At 59.4% G+C, this 18,170-nt stretch carries 16 protein-coding genes and 1 CRISPR repeat array (1 of these 17 only partly in view); of the genes, 12 read left to right on the top strand and 4 right to left on the bottom strand.

Translation table 11 applies throughout. From position 1 onward, the window contains the following. The first annotated feature begins 61 nt into the window (after window positions 1-61). Genes ACYAS9_RS20185 through ACYAS9_RS20195 form a run of 3 tightly spaced genes read left to right on the top strand, consistent with a single transcriptional unit; the run spans window position 62 to window position 4,361 of the window. Window positions 62-2,611 carry a fimbria/pilus outer membrane usher protein gene (locus ACYAS9_RS20185; RefSeq protein WP_463570048.1) on the top strand — a complete coding sequence of 850 codons (2,550 nt, stop codon included), beginning with the start codon at window positions 62-64 and terminating at the stop codon, window positions 2,609-2,611. 26 nt (window positions 2,612-2,637) lie between these two features. After that, window positions 2,638-3,366: a fimbrial biogenesis chaperone gene (locus tag ACYAS9_RS20190; protein ID WP_463570222.1), complete on the top strand. Its 729-nt coding sequence runs from the start codon at window positions 2,638-2,640 to the stop codon at window positions 3,364-3,366. Further along, on the top strand, window positions 3,366-4,361 hold the full coding sequence (locus ACYAS9_RS20195) for a fimbrial protein (protein ID WP_463570049.1): 996 nt from the start codon (window positions 3,366-3,368) through the stop codon (window positions 4,359-4,361). Before ACYAS9_RS20190 ends, ACYAS9_RS20195 begins: the two co-directional genes overlap by 1 nt. A gap of 26 nt (window positions 4,362-4,387) precedes the next feature. On the opposite strand, the gene ACYAS9_RS20200 is transcribed toward ACYAS9_RS20195, so the two are convergent. The 3 genes from ACYAS9_RS20200 to ACYAS9_RS20210 all read right to left on the bottom strand — a co-directional run bounded on the left by ACYAS9_RS20200 (window position 4,388) and on the right by ACYAS9_RS20210 (window position 6,488). Continuing rightward, window positions 4,388-5,131, bottom strand: a complete 744-nt coding sequence (locus ACYAS9_RS20200; protein ID WP_463570050.1) for a YkgJ family cysteine cluster protein — start codon at window positions 5,129-5,131, stop codon at window positions 4,388-4,390. A 101-nt stretch (window positions 5,132-5,232) separates the two neighbouring features. After that, window positions 5,233-5,559 carry a hypothetical protein gene (locus ACYAS9_RS20205; RefSeq protein ID WP_463570051.1) on the bottom strand — a complete coding sequence of 109 codons (327 nt, stop codon included), beginning with the start codon at window positions 5,557-5,559 and terminating at the stop codon, window positions 5,233-5,235. Window positions 5,560-5,594: 35 nt separating this feature from the next. Further along, complete coding sequence (locus ACYAS9_RS20210; protein WP_463570052.1) at window positions 5,595-6,488, bottom strand: chemotaxis protein; 894 nt, start codon at window positions 6,486-6,488, stop codon at window positions 5,595-5,597. Between the two features lie 545 nt (window positions 6,489-7,033). Between ACYAS9_RS20210 and ACYAS9_RS20215 the strand changes: the two genes are divergently transcribed. The 9 genes from ACYAS9_RS20215 (at window position 7,034) to ACYAS9_RS20255 (ending at window position 15,777) form a co-directional block, all read left to right on the top strand. Then, a complete protein-coding gene (locus ACYAS9_RS20215; RefSeq protein WP_463570054.1) occupies window positions 7,034-7,558 on the top strand; it encodes a disulfide bond formation protein B in 525 nt (174 codons plus the stop codon). A 448-nt stretch (window positions 7,559-8,006) separates the two neighbouring features. Further along, on the top strand, window positions 8,007-8,954 hold the full coding sequence (gene cyoA, locus ACYAS9_RS20220; protein ID WP_463570055.1) for a ubiquinol oxidase subunit II: 948 nt from the start codon (window positions 8,007-8,009) through the stop codon (window positions 8,952-8,954). Between the two features lie 3 nt (window positions 8,955-8,957). Beyond that, window positions 8,958-10,970 (top strand): cytochrome o ubiquinol oxidase subunit I, encoded by a 2,013-nt coding sequence (gene cyoB / locus ACYAS9_RS20225; protein ID WP_463570057.1) that lies wholly within the window; start codon window positions 8,958-8,960, stop codon window positions 10,968-10,970. A 3-nt stretch (window positions 10,971-10,973) separates the two neighbouring features. Then, on the top strand, window positions 10,974-11,597 hold the full coding sequence (gene cyoC, locus ACYAS9_RS20230) for a cytochrome o ubiquinol oxidase subunit III (RefSeq protein WP_463570058.1): 624 nt from the start codon (window positions 10,974-10,976) through the stop codon (window positions 11,595-11,597). Next, window positions 11,598-11,948: a cytochrome o ubiquinol oxidase subunit IV gene (cyoD, locus tag ACYAS9_RS20235; protein ID WP_463570059.1), complete on the top strand. Its 351-nt coding sequence runs from the start codon at window positions 11,598-11,600 to the stop codon at window positions 11,946-11,948. A 10-nt stretch (window positions 11,949-11,958) separates the two neighbouring features. Next, window positions 11,959-12,846, top strand: coding sequence for a heme o synthase (cyoE, locus tag ACYAS9_RS20240; protein WP_463570060.1), 888 nt, complete (start codon window positions 11,959-11,961; stop codon window positions 12,844-12,846). Between the two features lie 275 nt (window positions 12,847-13,121). Beyond that, window positions 13,122-14,003 carry a glycosyltransferase family 2 protein gene (locus ACYAS9_RS20245; RefSeq protein ID WP_463570062.1) on the top strand — a complete coding sequence of 294 codons (882 nt, stop codon included), beginning with the start codon at window positions 13,122-13,124 and terminating at the stop codon, window positions 14,001-14,003. Window positions 14,004-14,018: 15 nt separating this feature from the next. Next, on the top strand, window positions 14,019-14,660 hold the full coding sequence (locus tag ACYAS9_RS20250; RefSeq protein WP_463570063.1) for a CatB-related O-acetyltransferase: 642 nt from the start codon (window positions 14,019-14,021) through the stop codon (window positions 14,658-14,660). 43 nt (window positions 14,661-14,703) lie between these two features. Then, window positions 14,704-15,777, top strand: a complete 1,074-nt coding sequence (locus ACYAS9_RS20255; RefSeq protein WP_463570223.1) for a branched-chain amino acid aminotransferase — start codon at window positions 14,704-14,706, stop codon at window positions 15,775-15,777. 46 nt (window positions 15,778-15,823) lie between these two features. Here the strand turns inward: ACYAS9_RS20255 and ACYAS9_RS20260 are convergent, their stop codons facing one another. Continuing rightward, complete coding sequence (locus ACYAS9_RS20260; protein ID WP_463570065.1) at window positions 15,824-16,792, bottom strand: ATPase; 969 nt, start codon at window positions 16,790-16,792, stop codon at window positions 15,824-15,826. 414 nt (window positions 16,793-17,206) lie between these two features. Then, a CRISPR array of direct repeats spans window positions 17,207-18,170; the repeat unit is 28 nt; unit sequence CTTCACTGCCGTATAGGCAGCTCAGAAA (it continues 25 nt past the right edge of the window).

The raw sequence follows: 18,170 nt of genomic DNA on the forward strand, positions 1-18,170 counted from the left end.
CATGCGTTGCGCAACGGACTGCGCGGCGCGCCAGATACACCCAGCATGGTGAACACAGCTAATGGAATGGCTTATAAAAAATAACCAGGGATTCAGGCTCCGGGTCGCTCGCTGCCCGGTCAAACTTTCACCTCGCGGGTTACCGCTCGGCTTCGGTCTTGGTCTGGGCCTGGGCCTGTCGCTCAGTGCGCTGGCGGCTCAGGCGGGCAGCGAAGCCAAGCCCGGGCGCTTCAACACCGCCTTTATCCAGGGCAGCGACCAGCCGCCGGACCTGGAAGAGTTTCTGCGCGCCAGCTCAGTGCTGCCCGGCGTCTATCGGGTGGATATCCACGTCAACCGCTCGCTCAGTGGACGGCGCGATGTCGAGTTTGTGCGCAATCCGGGCACGGGGCGGGTGGAGCCGTGCCTGAGCCTCGACATGCTCCGCGAGCTGGGCCTGGATGTGCAGAAACTGCCCGAAGACGCCGCGCAGGCGCCAGGCTGTTTCGATCTGGCCGCGCACGTCGAATTTGCCCGGGTCCAATACCAGCCCGGTGCCTTGCGCCTGAACATCAGCGTGCCGCAGGCATTGATGGCTCGCAGCGCGCGCGGTTATGTGTCGCCGCAGTTGTGGGACCAGGGTGAAACCGCGGGCTTTATCAACTACAGCCTCAACAGCGCGCTGCGCAATCAACAAGGCCTGCGCCACACGCAGCATTATCTGGGGCTGCGCAACGGCCTGAACCTGGGCGCCTGGCGGTTGCGCAACGAATCATCCCTGGTGCACGGCGACGATCAGCCGTACCGCTTTCGCAGTAACCGCACCTTCGTCCAGCGCGATATCACCGCGCTCAAGAGTCAGTTGACCCTGGGCGAAACCTTCAGCGACGGGCAGATATTCGACAGTGTGCGTTTCAAGGGCGCAGCGCTGGTGTCCGACGACGGCATGTTGCCCGACAGCGAGCGCAACTATGTGCCGGTGATTCGCGGCATCGCCGAAACCAACGCCACGGTCGAGGTGCGTCAGAACAGCTTTCTGCTGTACAGCGGCAATGTCTCGCCCGGGCCCTTCGAGATCACCGATATCTATCCCAGCGGCTCCAATGGCGATCTGCTGGTGACAGTGATCGAGGCCGATGGCCGCCGTCGCAGCTTCACCCAGGCTTATGCCTCGCTGCCGATCATGCTGCCGGCCGGTGCTTTTCGCTACAGCCTCAGCGGCGGTCAGGTGGACAGCAATGAAGGGCAATACAACGCGGTCAATTTTCTCGGCGGCGCCTGGATTCACGGGTTCGGCGAGAACCTGACGGACTTTGGCGGGCTGCAACTGGCCGAGGATTACCAGGCTTTCAACCTTGGCGCCGGGGTCAATACCGGACTGGGCGCATTGTCGGCCGATCTCACCCATTCGAGCAGCGAGCTGCGCGGCCAGCAGCGGGGCGGGCAGAGTCTGCGGCTGCGGTATGCCAATACCCTGGACATGACCCGTACCACGCTGGCGGTGGCGGGCTACCGTTATTCGACCGCGCAGTACCGCACCCTGGGCCAGCATGTCGAAGAGTCTGGCGAACGGGACGCCTTGTTGATCATCGGCCAGGCCCGCGACCGCCTGGAAATCAACGTGACCCAGACCTTGTCCGGGCAGTCGGCGTCACTGAGCCTGACCGCCTCCGAACAGCGCTACTGGAACCTGCCGGGCAAGACCCGCCAGGTGTACCTGTCGTGGAGTTCGGCGTGGCGCGACCTGACCTACAACGTGTCTATCGAGCGCAATCAGAACTACAGCCGCGCAGGCGAAACCAGCGTCGATAACCGCGTGGTGCTGAGCCTGACCGTGCCGCTGGGGCGTACTGCCAGTGCCTCGCGGCTGTTTTTCAATGCCGTGCGCGACAGTCAGGGCGGCTATAACCTGCAGAGCGGGCTCAACGGCCAGGTGCTGGATAACCGCGACAGTTTTTATTCGGTGCAGGCCGGCCACGACAGTGAGTCGGGCAGCTTTGGCGCCGGCAAACTCGGCGCGGTGGCGCCCTTCGGGCGTTTCGAAGCCGGCTACAGCCAGGGCCGCGACTACCGCAGCCTGCTGCTGGCCGGCACCGGCTCGATCGTGGCGCATGCCGGCGGCATAAACTTCGCTCAGCCACTGGGCGAAACCTTCGCGCTGGTGCAGGTGCCCGAGGTTCAAGGGGCGGGCCTTGCCACTTATCGTCAGGTCGAGACCGCCGGCAACGGTTATGCGGTGTTGCCGTTTGCCCAGCCGTACCGCAGCAACTGGATCAGTCTCGACACCCGGCAACTGGGCGCGGACATCGAGCTGGACAACGCCGTCGGCCAGGTCGTACCGCGTCGCGGCGCGATGCCGGTGCTGCGCTTCAAGGCGGCCGTCGGGCGGCGGGTGCAATTTGCGCTGGTGCGCAGCGATGGCAGCAAGTTGCCGCTGGGGGCCACGGTCGAAGACGGGCAGGGCAAGACCCTGGCCAGCGTCGACCCGACCAGCCAGGCGCTGGTGCTCAGTGAACACGACCGCGGCACCTTGTATGTGCGCTGGGCCGATCAACGCTGCGCCGCACCGTTCGAGTTGCCGCCGCGCGACCCGTTGCGCGCTTATGACCGGCTCAGGCTGGTGTGCCGGTGAGGCGCTGGTGCGCGCTGGCGTTGCTGATGATGGCCATCGCGCAGGCTCAGGCGGCGGTGTCGCTGGCCGGTACGCGTCTGGTGTTCCCCGGTGCGTTCAGCGAGGTGGCCATCGAGGTCAGCAATCGCGATGAGCGTGAAGTGTTGCTGCAGGCCTGGCTGGGCACGCCGGGTGATGACGATGATCCGGCCAGCGCGCAGCCGCGCCTTGAGCTGCCGTTTGTGGTCACGCCGGCCCTGGCGCATTTGCCCGCCGAGGGCCGGCAGGTGCTGCGGCTGCTGTACCACGGCGTCGGCATGCCGGCCGAGCGTGAGTCGCTGTTGCACTTGTATGTGCTCGAAGTGCCAGAGCGCAGCGCGGCCGGGCCGCAACTGAATATCGCGGTGCGCCAGCGCATCAATGTGTTCTATCGACCTGTCGGGCTGCCCGGCGATCCGGCTGACGCAGCCACTGCGCTGAGTTGGTCGCTGAACCGCGCAGCGCCGGGCCAGCGGCACCTGCGGGTGACCAATCCGACAGCCTTTCATGTCGCGCTACAGGCGTTGAGCCTCGATGGCCGGGTCTTGAACGATCACCTGTTGCTGGCGCCGGGTGAGCGTTTCGAGTGGCCCGTCGACACCGGCCCTTTGCGGCGATTGTTATTCAAGGCGTTGACCGATTACGGCGGCCAGCGTGCCTATTGCGCACCGGTCACAGGGCAGGGGTCGTTCACGGCGCGCCTGCTGGACACTTCATTGATTGCGGAGCCCTGCTGATGTCTGACTTCATGTTCATGGTTAAACGGCTGTTGGCCGTGCTGTTTTTGTCGTTGCTGGGGCCGCTGAGCTGTTTCGCCGTGGTCTGTTCGGTCCAGGGTTCGGGCGAGCGGTTATTGCGCGATGACCTGGGCAGCACGGTCGCGATCCCGGCATCCTTGCCGGCCGGTGAGGTGGTCTGGCGTTCCGAGCGCCGCAGCGTGCAGGTCGAATGCATTCGCGAAGGACAGCAGGCTGTCGCGCAGGACGTGTTCGTCTACCTCAACCCGGACAACCTGAATATCGGCCAGGGCATTCGCGCAGGGCTGACGCTGGAGGGCGGCGACCATTTTTCCGGGCGTATTGCGACAGGGCACACAGTGCCGGTCTGCCACGAAGGCGACAGCAACATTGGCGCCTGCCCGAGTGTGCGTTTCACCCTGGGCTTTTCGGTGTTCATTCAAAAATTCGGCGCCACGCCGCCTTCGGGGGTGCCCGGTGAGTTGCTCGATTACCGGATGTTCCAGCTGGCTGGCAGCGATGCGCCCGATCCATTGCCGGGCCACAGCCTGAGTTATGTGATCAACAATTTGCGCGGGCTGAGGTTTGTCGCTTGCGAGGCCGAACTGCTGGTCAGCCCCGAGACGCTGGCATTCGGTAACGTGCCGATTCGGCAGGTGGTGATCGGCAAGGTCTTCGAGCGACGGCCGTTCGTGTTGTCGACGCGGCGCAGTTGCGATTCGCCGTTCAGCGTGGATGCACGCTTTCGCCCGGTGACCGGCAGCCTGGTGCGTGAGCTGCTGGTGCCGGCGGCCAATCCGTCGCTGGGCATTCGTATCGTGCGTACCGCCAATAACGAGATCGTGCGTTACAACCAGACCTTTCCATTGGCAGAGCTGTTGGGTGACACCCATGCCGCCAGCGTCGAGTTCAATGCCGAACTGCTGTGGCAGACCACACGTACGGTGCCTGGCCCCTTCGAGGCCGATGTCATGATTGACCTGTATTACAAATAATCGCGCATTTTTTCTACATAAAGCGCCTAGGCCGGCTGTTGCAGGGGAATGAACAGGTAAGGCGGCGCATCGCTGCCGGCCAGCTGCGCGCCGGCCTGTTGCAGGGTGTCGATGACCTGTTCGCCCGCGACATGAAAGGTCCACTGTGCCGGCGCCGGTGCCGGCTGAACGCTTTCAAGCGCCGCACTGAACGCCGCCATGTCCGGCAGATAGGCGACAAAACCATTGCCCTTGAGCGCGGTGGTGTGAATGCCCAGTTGCTGGCAGATCGACTCTTTGGCGCCGATGTCGTCGCGGTCGGCCTGGCGCGACTGTTCGATCAGGTCGCGCAGCGCGGGGTCGGCCACGCTGTTGCCGACGATCAGCAACGGTCCTTGCTCCCAAGACTCCGGTGGGCAGTCCTTGGCTTGCGGACGCAGCGGAATGTGCGGGTTGATTTCCATCGGGTAGATACGGCACACCAGCGGCCGGCGTTCGTAAATACGGCACAGATTTTTCGCGTCAAGATTCCGGCAGGGTCCGACGTTGTAGGCGGCAAAGGTGATCGCCACCCAGGCCTTGGCCTGGCCACTGTCGACCTGAATCGAACGGCGTGTGGCGTGCTGCAACTGTTCGGCGGCAACGCCATAACCGTTGTCGAGAAAGGCTTCGGTCAGCACGATCAGATTGCCGCCGTCAGCCGCCCACTGCGCGGCTTCGCTGAGGGTCAGGGGAACATGATGGTCGGTGCAGCAGCCGCCGCAACCCACGCAGTTGAACCGGGTATTCATGGTCTTGAGAACTCGTCCGTGCCTACGGCGGGTCTGGCATCAGGCAGGGTGCCAGCCCGTTTATTGAACGATAGTCAGGCAAGACATGTGCCAGCGCCGATTCAGCGTGGCTGGATGCTGTCCCACTCGGTGACACTGACGCTGCGGGTCTTGCGCTGGTAAAGGCACAGTTCACGACCCTGACGGTTGTTCATGTGCTTTTGCGGGTAGCGGCCTTGCAGTAATACCGCATCGATACCGGTACGGTCATCGAAGCGGGCGGTATTGCCCACGACCTTGACTTGCTTGAGCTGGCTGGCCTTCATGCATCCGGCCAGCACCGCACGGTCCAGATCTTTCCAGGCCTGCGGGCTGGCGGCCTGGGCCTGGCCGATGGCGCAGGCGGCGGTCATCAGCAGTACAAGGGCAGTTCTCATCGTCGTCTTCATGAGCGGCGCATCCATGAACAATCTATGGCCGGTCATTATGCGCCAGGTTGCACGGCGCGTGCGGCGGCCACCAGACAGCGGGTCAGTTCAGGGGATGAGAACTTGGTCAGCACCGCATCGGCGCCGGCTGCACGGGCCTTTTCACTGTTCATGGCGCTGTTCAGCGAGGTGTGCAGCAGGATGTACAGGTCCTGAAAGTCGGGCGTTTCGCGCAGGGTGCGGGTCAGGGTGTAGCCGTCCATCTCGGACATCTCGATGTCCGAAACCAGAACATTGATCTGTCCCGGCGTGCCTTGCAGTTCCAGCAAGACATCCATGGCTTCCCGGGCACTGCGTGCGGTGTGGCATTCGATGCCCAGACTGCGCAGCGTGAGGATCGATTGCTGCAGCGCGACCTGGCTGTCGTCGACCACCAGGATGCGCGCCGTGTTCAGTACATCGACTTCTTCGCTGCTCAACTGGTCCGGCTCGACGACGATCTGTGCGGGCGCAATGCCGTGGATCACTTTTTCGATGTCCAGCACCTGAACCAGCACACCGTCGACCTGGGTCACGCCGGTAATGAACGAGCGATTGCTGGCACCGTAGGGCGGCGGACGAATGTCGGTGCTCAGGCAGTGAACGATGCGGCTTACCGCCTGAACATGCAGGCCCTGTTTGCTGCGGCTGACATCGGTGACGATCAGGCAGCCGGCATCGGGGTCGGCCAGTGGTCGTTCACCGATGGCCCGGCTCAGGTCGATGACCGACAGCGAAGCGCCGCGCAGGATCGCAATGCCTTTGACGTGTGGATGCGACTCGGGCAGATGCGTCAGGGGAGGGCAGGGAATGATCTCGCTGACCTTGAGCAGATTGATTGCCATCAACTTGCCGCTACGCAACGTGAACAGCAGCAGCGAGAGAGAGTCTGCTCGCGCGTTCCTGGACATAAGAACCTTCTGAATGGGAGTGACGTCGACCGCAGGGCACCGATTGTGCAAACGGACAAGAGTGTCTGCACGGCAGTGGCTTTGACTGAGAATAGCGGATTGGCATGATTTGGCTCGCGAGCCGGTTCACGCTTTTGGCGCACACAAGTGGAGGCAGTCGACAAATACGGGAACGTATACTGGCAGTTTGGCTTTATTGACGTCAAATACCGGGTGGCCTGCGACAAATGACCACGCCCTTGATAGAGGCGCAAGGCGTGCGGCAAATCACCGCATCCTTTATATAGGTGCTGTGCGACAAATCAGCGCATTGCTGCCTTTATAGGGGCTGTGCGACAAAAAGCCGCAGCCTTCTATATATAAGGAAGGAAATGCGCCTGCGCAGGTTCACTCAGGTTGGCAAAACCTGCAAGCCATCCAGCCGGGAAATGCGCCCGTATGGCACTCAAACCCTTGAGTTGTCGGCACATGAGGCTGATCATCGCGGCGGCCGGGAAGCGCCAGCGCACCCGCAACCACCGCACTCCAATTCGAAAGGTATGTGAATGAGCGACAACATGTTGTACCTGAGGCGCGAAAAGCGCTTTCTGGTTCTGCTGGGAATCATCTGCCTGTCGCTGATCGGCGGCGCCCTGTACATGCAAGTGGTCCTTGGCGAGGCGCCTTGTCCGCTGTGCATCCTGCAGCGTTACGCCCTGCTGGGCATTGCCTTGTTCGCCTTCATCGGCGCTGCAATGCCCGGCCGGCGTAGCCTGACGCTGTTTGAAACCCTGGTGGTGCTCAGTGCCATTGGCGGCATCGTGGCGGCCGGTCGGCATGTCTGGGTGCTGGCCAATCCGGCCGTCAGTTGCGGTATCGATACCCTGCAACCGATCGTCGATGGTCTACCATTGGCTTCAATGTTTCCCCTTGGTTTTCAGGTCAGCGGCTTCTGCTCCACACCTTACCCGCCAGTTCTGGGACTGTCCCTGGCGCAGTGGGCTCTGGTAGCATTCGTCCTCACTGCTGTGCTGGTTCCTTTGGGGATCATTCGTAACCGGCGTAAGCCTCATGATTTACAAGGGCTTTAGCCAGAAATGCCTCGTTTGACGGGGCATTTTTTCAGGTTCGGAGACAACGAAATGTTGCAATTGTTACCGGCCATGAGATTAACTGTTACAAAATAAGGCATAGTCAATAAAAACTTACATATCTACAATCGCCCGCAGTTATCGTCCGGCCCGGCTTGGCGATTAGCTGTTTTTGAGGCCCGGAGCGCCGCTGTGTACCCTGAAAAGGCCGCGCAACGCTGGCCTCAGAGCGCACCGAATGGCCGCGCTTAAGGGAGCTGTCCTGTATAAAGGGCGGTTTCCAGCCATTCAGAATAAGAGACTCCAAGCTAAAACCGGATTTGTCGTTGCGCTACCGCGTTCTGGCAGGCCCTTGTTCAATTTAAAAAAATATGCCGGCACTGGCAGGGTGAAGTGTTGGCGGTCGAAACCCAACAGCACCGCGCAAGCTGCTTTTAGAGGTCGTGAGATGAGTAAAAATAGGTACCCCAGGTTTTTTGGCTACTTGGCCCTGTTGAGTATGCTTTTACTCAGTGGTTGTGAAGGCTTCCCGCTGCTCGACCCGAAAGGGCAGGTGGGTATCGAGCAACGCAACCTGATCGTTATCGCCACGTTGCTGATGCTGATCGTGGTCATCCCGGTCATTTTCATGACCTTCATCTTCGCCTGGAAATATCGCGCCACCAACAAGGACGCGAAGTACACGCCTGACTGGTCGCACTCGACCAAGATCGAAGTCGCGGTCTGGGGTGTGCCGATCATCCTGCTGATCTTCCTGGGCTATTTCACCTACGTGTCGACCCACAAGCTCGATCCGTATCGTCCTCTGGTCTCCGACGTGAAGCCTGTGACCATCCAGGCAATCTCGCTGGACTGGAAATGGCTGTTCGTCTATCCGGACCTGGGCATTGCCACGGTCAACAAGATCGTCTTCCCGGCCAATACCCCGATCAACTTCCAGGTCACTTCCGACAGCGTGATGAACTCGTTCTTCATCCCGGGTCTGGGCGGACAGATCTACGCGATGGCGGGCATGCACACCAAACTGCACCTGATCGCCAACGAAAACCACGAGTTCAACGGTATCTCGGCCAACTACAGTGGCGCGGGTTTCACCGGCATGAAATTCAAGGCTATCGCAACCAGCCAGGCTGATTACGAGGCCTGGATCAGCGAAGTCAAGAATTCACCTAAACAGCTTGACTCGGCTGAATACGCTGCACTGCTGAAACCTAGCGAGCGCAACCCTGTAGAACTCTACTCCACTGTCACGCCTGGTCTGTTCCAGATCATCATCGACAAGTACGAGGGGATGAACCACGGGCCAAGCAAGCAAAGCATCCGTGATCAGAAACAGGTCACCGGCACCCAAGGTGCGGTCAAGAGCGAGCATTCAGCTGCCGGGGCAGAGGAGTAAACAATGTTAGGCAAATTAAGTCTGGAATCCGTACCGTTCCACGAGCCGATAGTCATGGTGACCCTTGCCATGATCGCTCTGGGCGGTCTGGCGGTGGTCGGTGCTATCACCTACTTCCGCAAGTGGAACTACCTGTGGACCGAGTGGCTGACGTCGGTCGACCACAAGAAAATCGGCGTGATGTACATCATCGTGGCCATGGTCATGCTGCTGCGCGGCTTTGCCGACGCGATCATGATGCGTACCCAACTGGCCATGGCGCAAAACGGCGCCGAAGGCTTCCTGCCGCCAGAGCACTATGACCAGATCTTCACCGCCCACGGTGTGATCATGATCATCTTCATGGCGATGCCTTTCTTCACCGGCCTGATGAACATCGTCCTGCCGCTGCAGATCGGTGCGCGTGACGTTGCCTTTCCGTTCCTGAACTCCCTGAGCTTCTGGCTGCTGGTTGCCGGTATGCTGCTGATCAACATCTCTCTGGGTGTCGGTGAGTTCGCCAAGACTGGCTGGGTTGCCTATCCACCGCTGTCGGGCCTGCAATACAGCCCTGGCGTGGGGGTCGACTACTACATCTGGGCGCTACAGCTATCAGGATTGGGTACGACGCTAACGGGCGTCAACTTCCTGGTAACCGTGCTGAAGATGCGTACCCCTGGCATGAAACTGATGGACATGCCGATCTTCACCTGGACCTGTACCTTCGCCAACGTCCTGATCGTGGCTTCGTTCCCGATCCTGACTGCGTGTCTGGCACTGCTGACCCTTGACCGTTACCTGGACTTCCACATTTTCACGAACGAGTTGGGTGGTAACCCGATGATGTACGTGAACCTGTTCTGGGCATGGGGTCACCCTGAGGTGTACATCCTCGTCCTGCCAGCGTTCGGTGTCTTCTCTGAAGTCATCTCGACGTTCACCGGCAAGCGCCTGTTCGGCCACAAGTCGATGATCTTCGCCTCCGGTGGTATCTGCGTACTGGGCTTTGTGGTCTGGCTGCACCACTTCTTCACCATGGGTGCCGGCGCCAACGTCAACGCCTTCTTCGGCCTGGCGACGATGCTTATCGCGATCCCGACGGGTGTGAAGCTGTTCAACTGGCTGTTCACCATGTATCAGGGCCGTCTGCGCTTCACCGCGCCGGTCATGTGGACCCTGGGCTTCATGGTCACCTTCTCGATCGGCGGCATGACCGGCGTTCTGCTGGCCATCCCGGGTGCTGACTTCGTCCTGCACAACAGCCTGTTCGTTATTGCTCACTTCCATAACGTGATCATCGGCGGTGCGGTATTCGGTTACATCGCAGGTTTCGCGTTCTGGTTCCCGAAAGCGTTCGGCTTCAAGCTGCACGAAGGCTGGGGCAAGGCTGCGTTCTGGTTCTGGATCACCGGCTTCTTCGTGGCATTCATGCCGCTGTACGCGCTGGGCTTCCTGGGCATGACCCGTCGTCTGAACGCGACCGATATGCCTGAGTGGAACATCTACCTGAACATCGCTCTGTTCGGTGCGTTCCTGATTGCTGCCGGTATCGCTTCGCAACTGATCCAGCTGTTCGTCAGTATCCGCGACCGCAACAAGAACCTGGACGTCACTGGCGACCCGTGGAATGGCCACACCCTGGAATGGTCGACTTCGTCGCCACCGCCGTTCTACAACTTCGCCGAGCTGCCAAAAGCCAACGACATCGATGCGTTCACCGATGCCAAGCGCGAAGGTACTGCGTACAAGGTTCCGGCCAAGTATTCGGCGATCCACATGCCGAACAACACGCCGACCGGTATGTACATGGGTCTGCTGCTGACCGTCTTCGGCTTCGCGTTCATCTGGCACATCTGGTGGCTGGTCGGCGCAAGCCTGGTCGCAACCATCGCAGTCTTCGTGGCTCACGCAGCGCGTGACGATCAGGGCTACATGGTGCCAGCCGAAGAGGTTGCACGTATCGAAGGTGAGCATCACAAGGTCCTGGCGGCCAACGGTGCCTACACTCCTGTCAAGTCTGCGCCGGAACAGGTTTAAACAATGTCAAATACCGCTATTCACTCCGACGCCCATGGTCACGATGACCACGGGCATGACGATCACCACGACAGTGGTGGCATGACGGTCTACGGCTTCTGGCTGTACCTGATGACCGACTGCGTGCTGTTCGCCTCGTTCTTCGCGGTCTATGCCGTGATGGTCAACAGCGTTGCAGGCGGCCCGACCGGTCAGGACATCTTCCTGCTGCCATTCGTGGCCGTTGAAACCGCGTTCCTGCTGGTCAGCTCGATCACCTACGGCTTTGCCATGCTGGCACTGTACAAGGGTGAGAAGAGCAAGGTGCTGGGCTGGTTGTTCGTGACCTTCCTGTGCGGCGCGGCCTTTATCGGTATGGAAATCTATGAGTTCCATCACCTGATCCACGAAGGCTACGGTCCTAGCCGCAGCGGCTTCCTGTCGGCGTTCTTCTCGCTGGTCGGCCTGCACGGTGTGCACGTGACCAGTGGTCTGATCTGGATGGGCATCATGATGTACCAGGTCCAGAAAAAGGGCCTGACCAACACCAACAAGACCCGCCTGAGCTGCCTGAGCCTGTTCTGGCACTTCCTGGACGTGGTCTGGATTGGCGTGTTCACCATTGTTTATCTGTTGGGGGCGCTGTAAATGGCTAATCCACATAACACCGCAGGCGATCACGGCCACGCCGACGATCACAGCCACGGCTCCGTGAAGTCGTACATGATCGGTTTCGTACTGTCGATCATCCTGACGGCCATACCGTTCGCGCTGGTGATGTCCCCGGTTCTGCCGAAAGACATTACTGTGATGATCATCATGGCCTTCGCGGTCATCCAGATCCTGGTGCACCTGCATTACTTCCTGCACCTGGACTTCACCAGTGCGCAGCGCAACAACGTGACGGCGTTTGTCTTCACCGCGTTAGTGATCGTGTTCCTGGTCGGCCTGTCGCTGTGGATCATCTTCAGCATCCACCGTGAAATGATGGCGCAGTGAGGAAATCCTGATGTCGCTGAAGCACTTTATCCAAATCACCAAACCGGGGATCATTTTCGGTAATGTGCTTTCGGTGGCAGGTGGCTTTTTCCTGGCCTCCAAGGGAGATATCGATTTCATCGTGCTTCTGGCAGCGATCATCGGTACTTCCCTGGTCGTGGCCTCCGGTTGCGTGTTCAACAACTGCATCGACCGCGATATCGACCAGCGCATGGAGCGTACGCGCAACCGTGTGCTGGTGCAGGGCCTGGTTTCGTTGAAGCTGGCCTTGCTCTACGGTGCAATCTTGGGCGTGGCGGGTGTAGGGTTGCTGTACACCTACGCCAACCCGCTGTCGGCGTTGCTGGTGGTGATCGGTTTCGTGATCTATGTCGGTTTCTACAGCCTGTACTTCAAGCGCAAGTCGGTGCACGGCACGCTGATCGGTAGCCTGTCGGGGGCCATGCCTCCGGTGGTTGGCTACTGCGCGGTGAGCAACAGCTTCGACTTCGCGGCCCTCACGCTGCTGGTGATGTTCAGCCTGTGGCAGATGCCGCACTCGTATGCCATCGCGATCTTCCGTTTCAACGACTATCGTGCGGCGAAGATTCCGGTCCTGCCGGTCGAGCGTGGCATTCTGGTGACCAAGCGTCACATCCTGCTGTACATCCTGGCGTTCCTGGTGGCGACCCTGATGCTGACGTTCGGCGGCTATGCCGGGCTGAATTATCTGGCGGTTGCAGCAGGCATGGGCATGTACTGGCTGTACATGGCCTGGAAAGGCTACAAGGCTGCCGACGATACTGTCTGGGCCCGCAAGCTGTTCGTGTTCTCCATTGTCACCATCACTGCCTTGAGCGTGATGATGTCGGTGGACTTTCAGGTGACCAAAGAGCTGTTGGTGACTTACGCCTTCTGAGGCTTGCCTGAGCGGTACCCAAAAGCCCTGTTCTCTGAACAGGGCTTTTTTTTGTAACCTGATATATGACCTCTTCAAAGTTACATAATCCGGAGTGATAATCACTGCCTGTCACAAGCCGCAAAACCGGGGGTTCCGGCGTTGCGAAGCTGGCTGATAGACATGCTCTGTTGAAGTATCAAGTAATGGATTAGGTTTTTATTCGTGTAGGGAGTGCTTCAACGTCGGGCCTTCGTTAACAGGCTGCAGAACTCCCTCATGAAGCGTGACCACCCATGATGTCTACTCAACAACAGGCTGCCACTCAAGCGCCGCTGGTCTCGATAATCGCCCCTTGCTATAACGCCGAGAAATTTCTCGAGAGCGCCCTGGAGAGCATCTTTGCCCAGGATTACGAGCACTTTGAAGTCATCATCGTCGATGACGGCTCCAGCGATAACAGCTACGCCATGCTCCAGGCCCTGCAGGCCAGATACCCCTTTCAGCTTTACCGGCAACCCAATCAGGGCGTCAGCGCCGCGCTCAACCATGGCTTGCGGCATGCGCGCGGTGTATACGTTGCAACCCCGGATCTGGACGACATCATGCTGCCGTTTTCGGTGCGCATTCGTGCCGAGTACCTCAATCAGCACCCATTGGTCGGCATCGTCGGCGCCTTGATCACCTACATGGACTGCGACGGCAAGGACCTCAAGTGCCAGAGCCGCGAGGCGGTCGAGTGCCTGAACTTCGATGAGGTCGTGCGCGGCGCGGTGGTGGTCGGCGCGCCAGTGGCGCTGTACCGCATGCAGGCGCTGCGTGATGCCGGTGGCTATGACCCTTCGATCAGGGTTCAGGACTTCCAGATCACCCTGCGCATTGCGGCCAAGGGCTATCGCATCGATGTCTTGCCGGTCAAAATCACCCGTTACCGGCGTCATGCCAACAACCTGTCGCGCAAGTACAAAGTGCTGCTGGATGCAGACATGCAAACCATCGCGCCGTACGAGGGCCATCCTGATTACCAGCGCGCACGAACCCGCATCGTCCACAAGGCGCTCAAATACGCGGTGGTGGCCGATAAACCGTATGCCTGGAAACTCCTGCGCTCGATTCCCTTCAAATGCATGAACACCACCACCTGGCGCCGCTTCAAGCGCCTGGTTCTGCATCGTTAAGGCTCGGGAAATTTCATGAAAATGCTTGAATGGTTCAAAGAAAGACAAGCCCGCAAGCGTCTCAAGAGTCTGGACAAGCTGGAGCGCCTGCCTGAAAAGACCCGCCTGCACCACCCGCGACATCAATTCGGCGTGGGCAGCTATGGTGTCCCGCAGATACTGGAGTTCGACCAGGAAGCCAGCCTGCACGTCGGCGCCTACACCTCGATGGCCGAGGGCGTGAAAATCCTTCTGGGTGGCGGTCACCGCACCGACTGGCTGAGCACTTACCCGTTTCCGGCGATGGTCGACAAGCTCGCCGACATCGAAGGCTACGCGCCCAGCAAGGGCGATGTGGTGATCGGCAGCGACTGCTGGATCTGTACCGGCGTCATGATTCTCTCCGGGGTGACCATCGGTCATGGTGCCGTGGTTGCCGCAGGATCGGTGGTCACCCGCGATGTCGAGCCCTATGCGGTGGTCGGCGGCAACCCGTGCAAATTCATTCGCTGGCGTTTCGATGAGCCGGTGCGTGAGCTGCTATTGGAGTCGGCCTGGTGGGACTGGCCGATGGATGAGGTCAAGTCGGTCGCCCGTGACCTGTGTACCACCGACCCTGAAAGCTTCCTGACCTACGTGCGCCAGCGCCAGGCCGCCCAGGCGGTTCCAGTCGGGTGAAGGCGATGTGATTTCAGACTCAGAACGGCAATCATCTGGCAGAATACGGCCTTGGCCTGACTCATCCAGGCAGTCTGCTAAAAAGAAAGAGGGCGTTATGAGTCAAGAAAGCATCAACTGGGACAATCTCGGTTTCGACTACATCAAGACCGACAAGCGTTTTCTGTCCTACTGGCGCAACGGCGCCTGGGAACAGGGCTCGCTGACCGAAGACAACGTTTTGCACATCAGTGAAGGCTCCACTGCTCTGCACTATGGCCAACAATGCTTCGAGGGGCTCAAGGCCTACCGTTGCAAGGACGGTTCGATCAACCTGTTCCGCCCCGACCAGAATGCTCAGCGCATGCAGCGCAGCTGCGCGCGCCTGTTGATGCCGCAAGTGCCTACCGATGCGTTCATCGAGGCTTGCAAGCAAGTCGTTCAGGCCAACGAGCGTTTCATCCCGCCTTACGGCTCCGGCGGCGCGCTGTACCTGCGCCCGTTCGTGATCGGCGTGGGCGACAACATCGGCGTGCGCACCGCACCCGAGTTCATCTTCTCGATCTTCTGCATTCCGGTCGGCGCCTACTTCAAGGGCGGCCTGAAGCCGAACAACTTCGTGATCTCCGGCTACGACCGCGCTGCCCCCAACGGCACCGGCGCTGCCAAAGTGGGTGGCAACTACGCGGCCAGCCTGCTGCCAGGCTCCGAAGCCAAGAAAAACAGCTTCGCCGACTGCATCTACCTTGACCCGCAGACCCATTCGAAAATCGAAGAAGTCGGCTCGGCCAACTTCTTCGCCATCACCAAGGACGACAAGTTCCTGACCCCGCGCTCGCCGTCGGTGTTGCCAGGCATCACCCGTCTGTCGCTGATCGAACTGGCCGCCAGCCGTCTTGGCCTGACTGTCGAAGAAGGCGATGTGTTCATCGACCAGCTCGACACCTTCAAGGAAGCCGGCGCCTGCGGTACTGCTGCGGTGATTACCCCGATCGGCGGGATTTCCTACAAGGACAAGCTGCACGTGTTCTACAGCGAAAGCGAAGTCGGTCCTGTGACCCAGCGCCTGTACAAGGAACTGACCGGCGTACAGAAGGGCGACGTCGAAGCGCCAGAGGGCTGGATCGTCAAGGTCTGATACCTCGTTTGGCGGCATGAAAAAGGGAAGCATTGCTTCCCTTTTTTCATTCTGGCGCCGGTTCTTCCCTGGCAGGCCCCAGCACAATCGCCAGGTGCCGCAGGTCGTCGACCTCCAGATTCAGGCTCTTGCCCGACGGGCTCATCACCAGGCTGCCCAAGGCGAAAAAGGTAAAGAACTTCACCTCTTCGGCATGGCTGAGCAACTCGCTGATATAACGGCTGGAGCGATAGGCCTGCATGCGCGCCGGCGAGACATACAGGCTCACCCGCTTGCCTTCGATGCGATCGAAGAACAGAAACTTGAAGCCGACGCCGTAACGCTCGATCAATCCACCGCCGAACATCACCCGATCCTTGTCGCCTGCCTGCGCGTACTTGATATGGCGAAAGTACGAGCGCAACGACACCTCACCTTGCCCGGCCACGCGCAGCGTCAGTTGCTTGAAGTCCTCCGGCGACAACTCGGCGCGCGCCTGCCGATAGAAATCCACCAGGCGCTCAAGATTATTGGTGCGGGTTTCGCTGTAGCGCGGTGTAGCGGGTTCGCTGACCGCAAGGGCAGGCGTCGGTTGTGCAGGCTTTGCCGGTGCGGTGCCGGACAATTCGCGTGTGGCGGCTTCCTTGGTCGGCTGTTTCAGACTCGGGTCGAAGACATCGATAGCATCATCCAGCTTGCGCTTGACCTGACGCAGCCGTGTTTGCGGATCACTTGATTCGGTCTGCCCGGCTTCTACGGCGTCCTCTTCAACCCACTCGCAATCGGGGTGATGGTCGTAATGCGGATTGGCACGAAAGTGCGCCGCCACGAAGGTGGGATTGTCTTGTGGTTTGACGTCGTAACGAACCCCGGTGACCTTCACACCCTTCGCCCGGCACGGCTCGCTGGAACAGAGAAACTCGAAGCGAGCGCGTGGCGGCTCCTGAGAAAAATACTCACGCCGCGCCGCAACAATCGACAGCTCCTGCTGGAGTTCGACACAAAATGCACGGGTGATGGGCTTTGCGGGTTTCATGCGCGATACGTTCCCTGATGCGAGGCATGCGTGGATAGCCTGTGATCTTTATCCTTATACGACAAGTGGTTTCAAAAGATTATGCATGGGAGGTTGGAGAAAGGGCTTTTTGGTTGAGTGCGGCGTGGATCCTGATACCGATCGGTCAGTATTTGCGAGCTTGAGGGGGCAGCCATTCGCCTCGCTCCTACGAGTCGGTGGTTGCTGCGCGACAACGCGGCGCGGTGACGGCGGGGAATCTTCTACAGAACCATGCTGTTGTTCACTGAACGGAGCTGGGCCTGAACCCTCTTTTTGGAAAGACTCATGGGCCTTATATAAATCAATGGGTTATATGAACGGCAGAAAAGGGTCAACGCCCTGCGAACTGATAATTTCTCTTTCAAAACGGGAGGTTGTTGAGCAAAGTGTCTACTTCACTGCCGTATAGGCAGCTCAGAAAAACAGCGTCGGGGAGTTGTCCACGAACAGCCGCTTCACTGCCGTATAGGCAGCTCAGAAAAACCAATGGTTGACCGAAGTCCTCGACGTCGCCTTCACTGCCGTATAGGCAGCTCAGAAATGGGGCGGGTCATGGGGGCGGTCGGCAAGATTCTTCACTGCCGTATAGGCAGCTCAGAAAATTAAGGCTCGGGGAGTCAAGCAACCTATCTCCTTCACTGCCGTATAGGCAGCTCAGAAAAGGAACAGGCGCTTTGAGCCGAACTTGGCTGCCTTCACTGCCGTATAGGCAGCTCAGAAAAGGATCAGCCCAAGCGCGCCATAAACCAGCGCCTTCACTGCCGTATAGGCAGCTCAGAAAAGCATCATGGCGAAGGTTGCCGCCTTGCAGCCCCTTCACTGCCGTATAGGCAGCTCAGAAATTTGGCAGAAGGCTGCGTGCAGCAGGCGTGACCTTCACTGCCGTATAGGCAGCTCAGAAAATTTCGCGATCACAATGCAGCCCGGTAGATGTCTTCACTGCCGTATAGGCAGCTCAGAAATGGTTCGGATTGACATAGCCTCGGCGCGTAACCTTCACTGCCGTATAGGCAGCTCAGAAATGGTTATGCCTTTCGACATTCGCCAACGTGACCTTCACTGCCGTATAGGCAGCTCAGAAATGCAGGCCGGTACGTTTGCCGCTGGCCAGCACCTTCACTGCCGTATAGGCAGCTCAGAAATGAGCAATAACAAACACTTTGACGGTGTCGGTCTTCACTGCCGTATAGGCAACTCAGAAAGTCACCCGGGCTTTGTGCCTGCCACTGAACTGCTTCACTGCCGTATAGGCAGCTCAGAAATGCAGGCGAACTGTCGGCGTAGCTTTCCAGTGCTTCACTGCCGTATAGGCAGCTCAGAAAGGCTGGCGGGTCGCATAGTTGAATTTGTAGGTCTT

The organism is Pseudomonas sp. HP_08, from assembly GCF_055284095.1.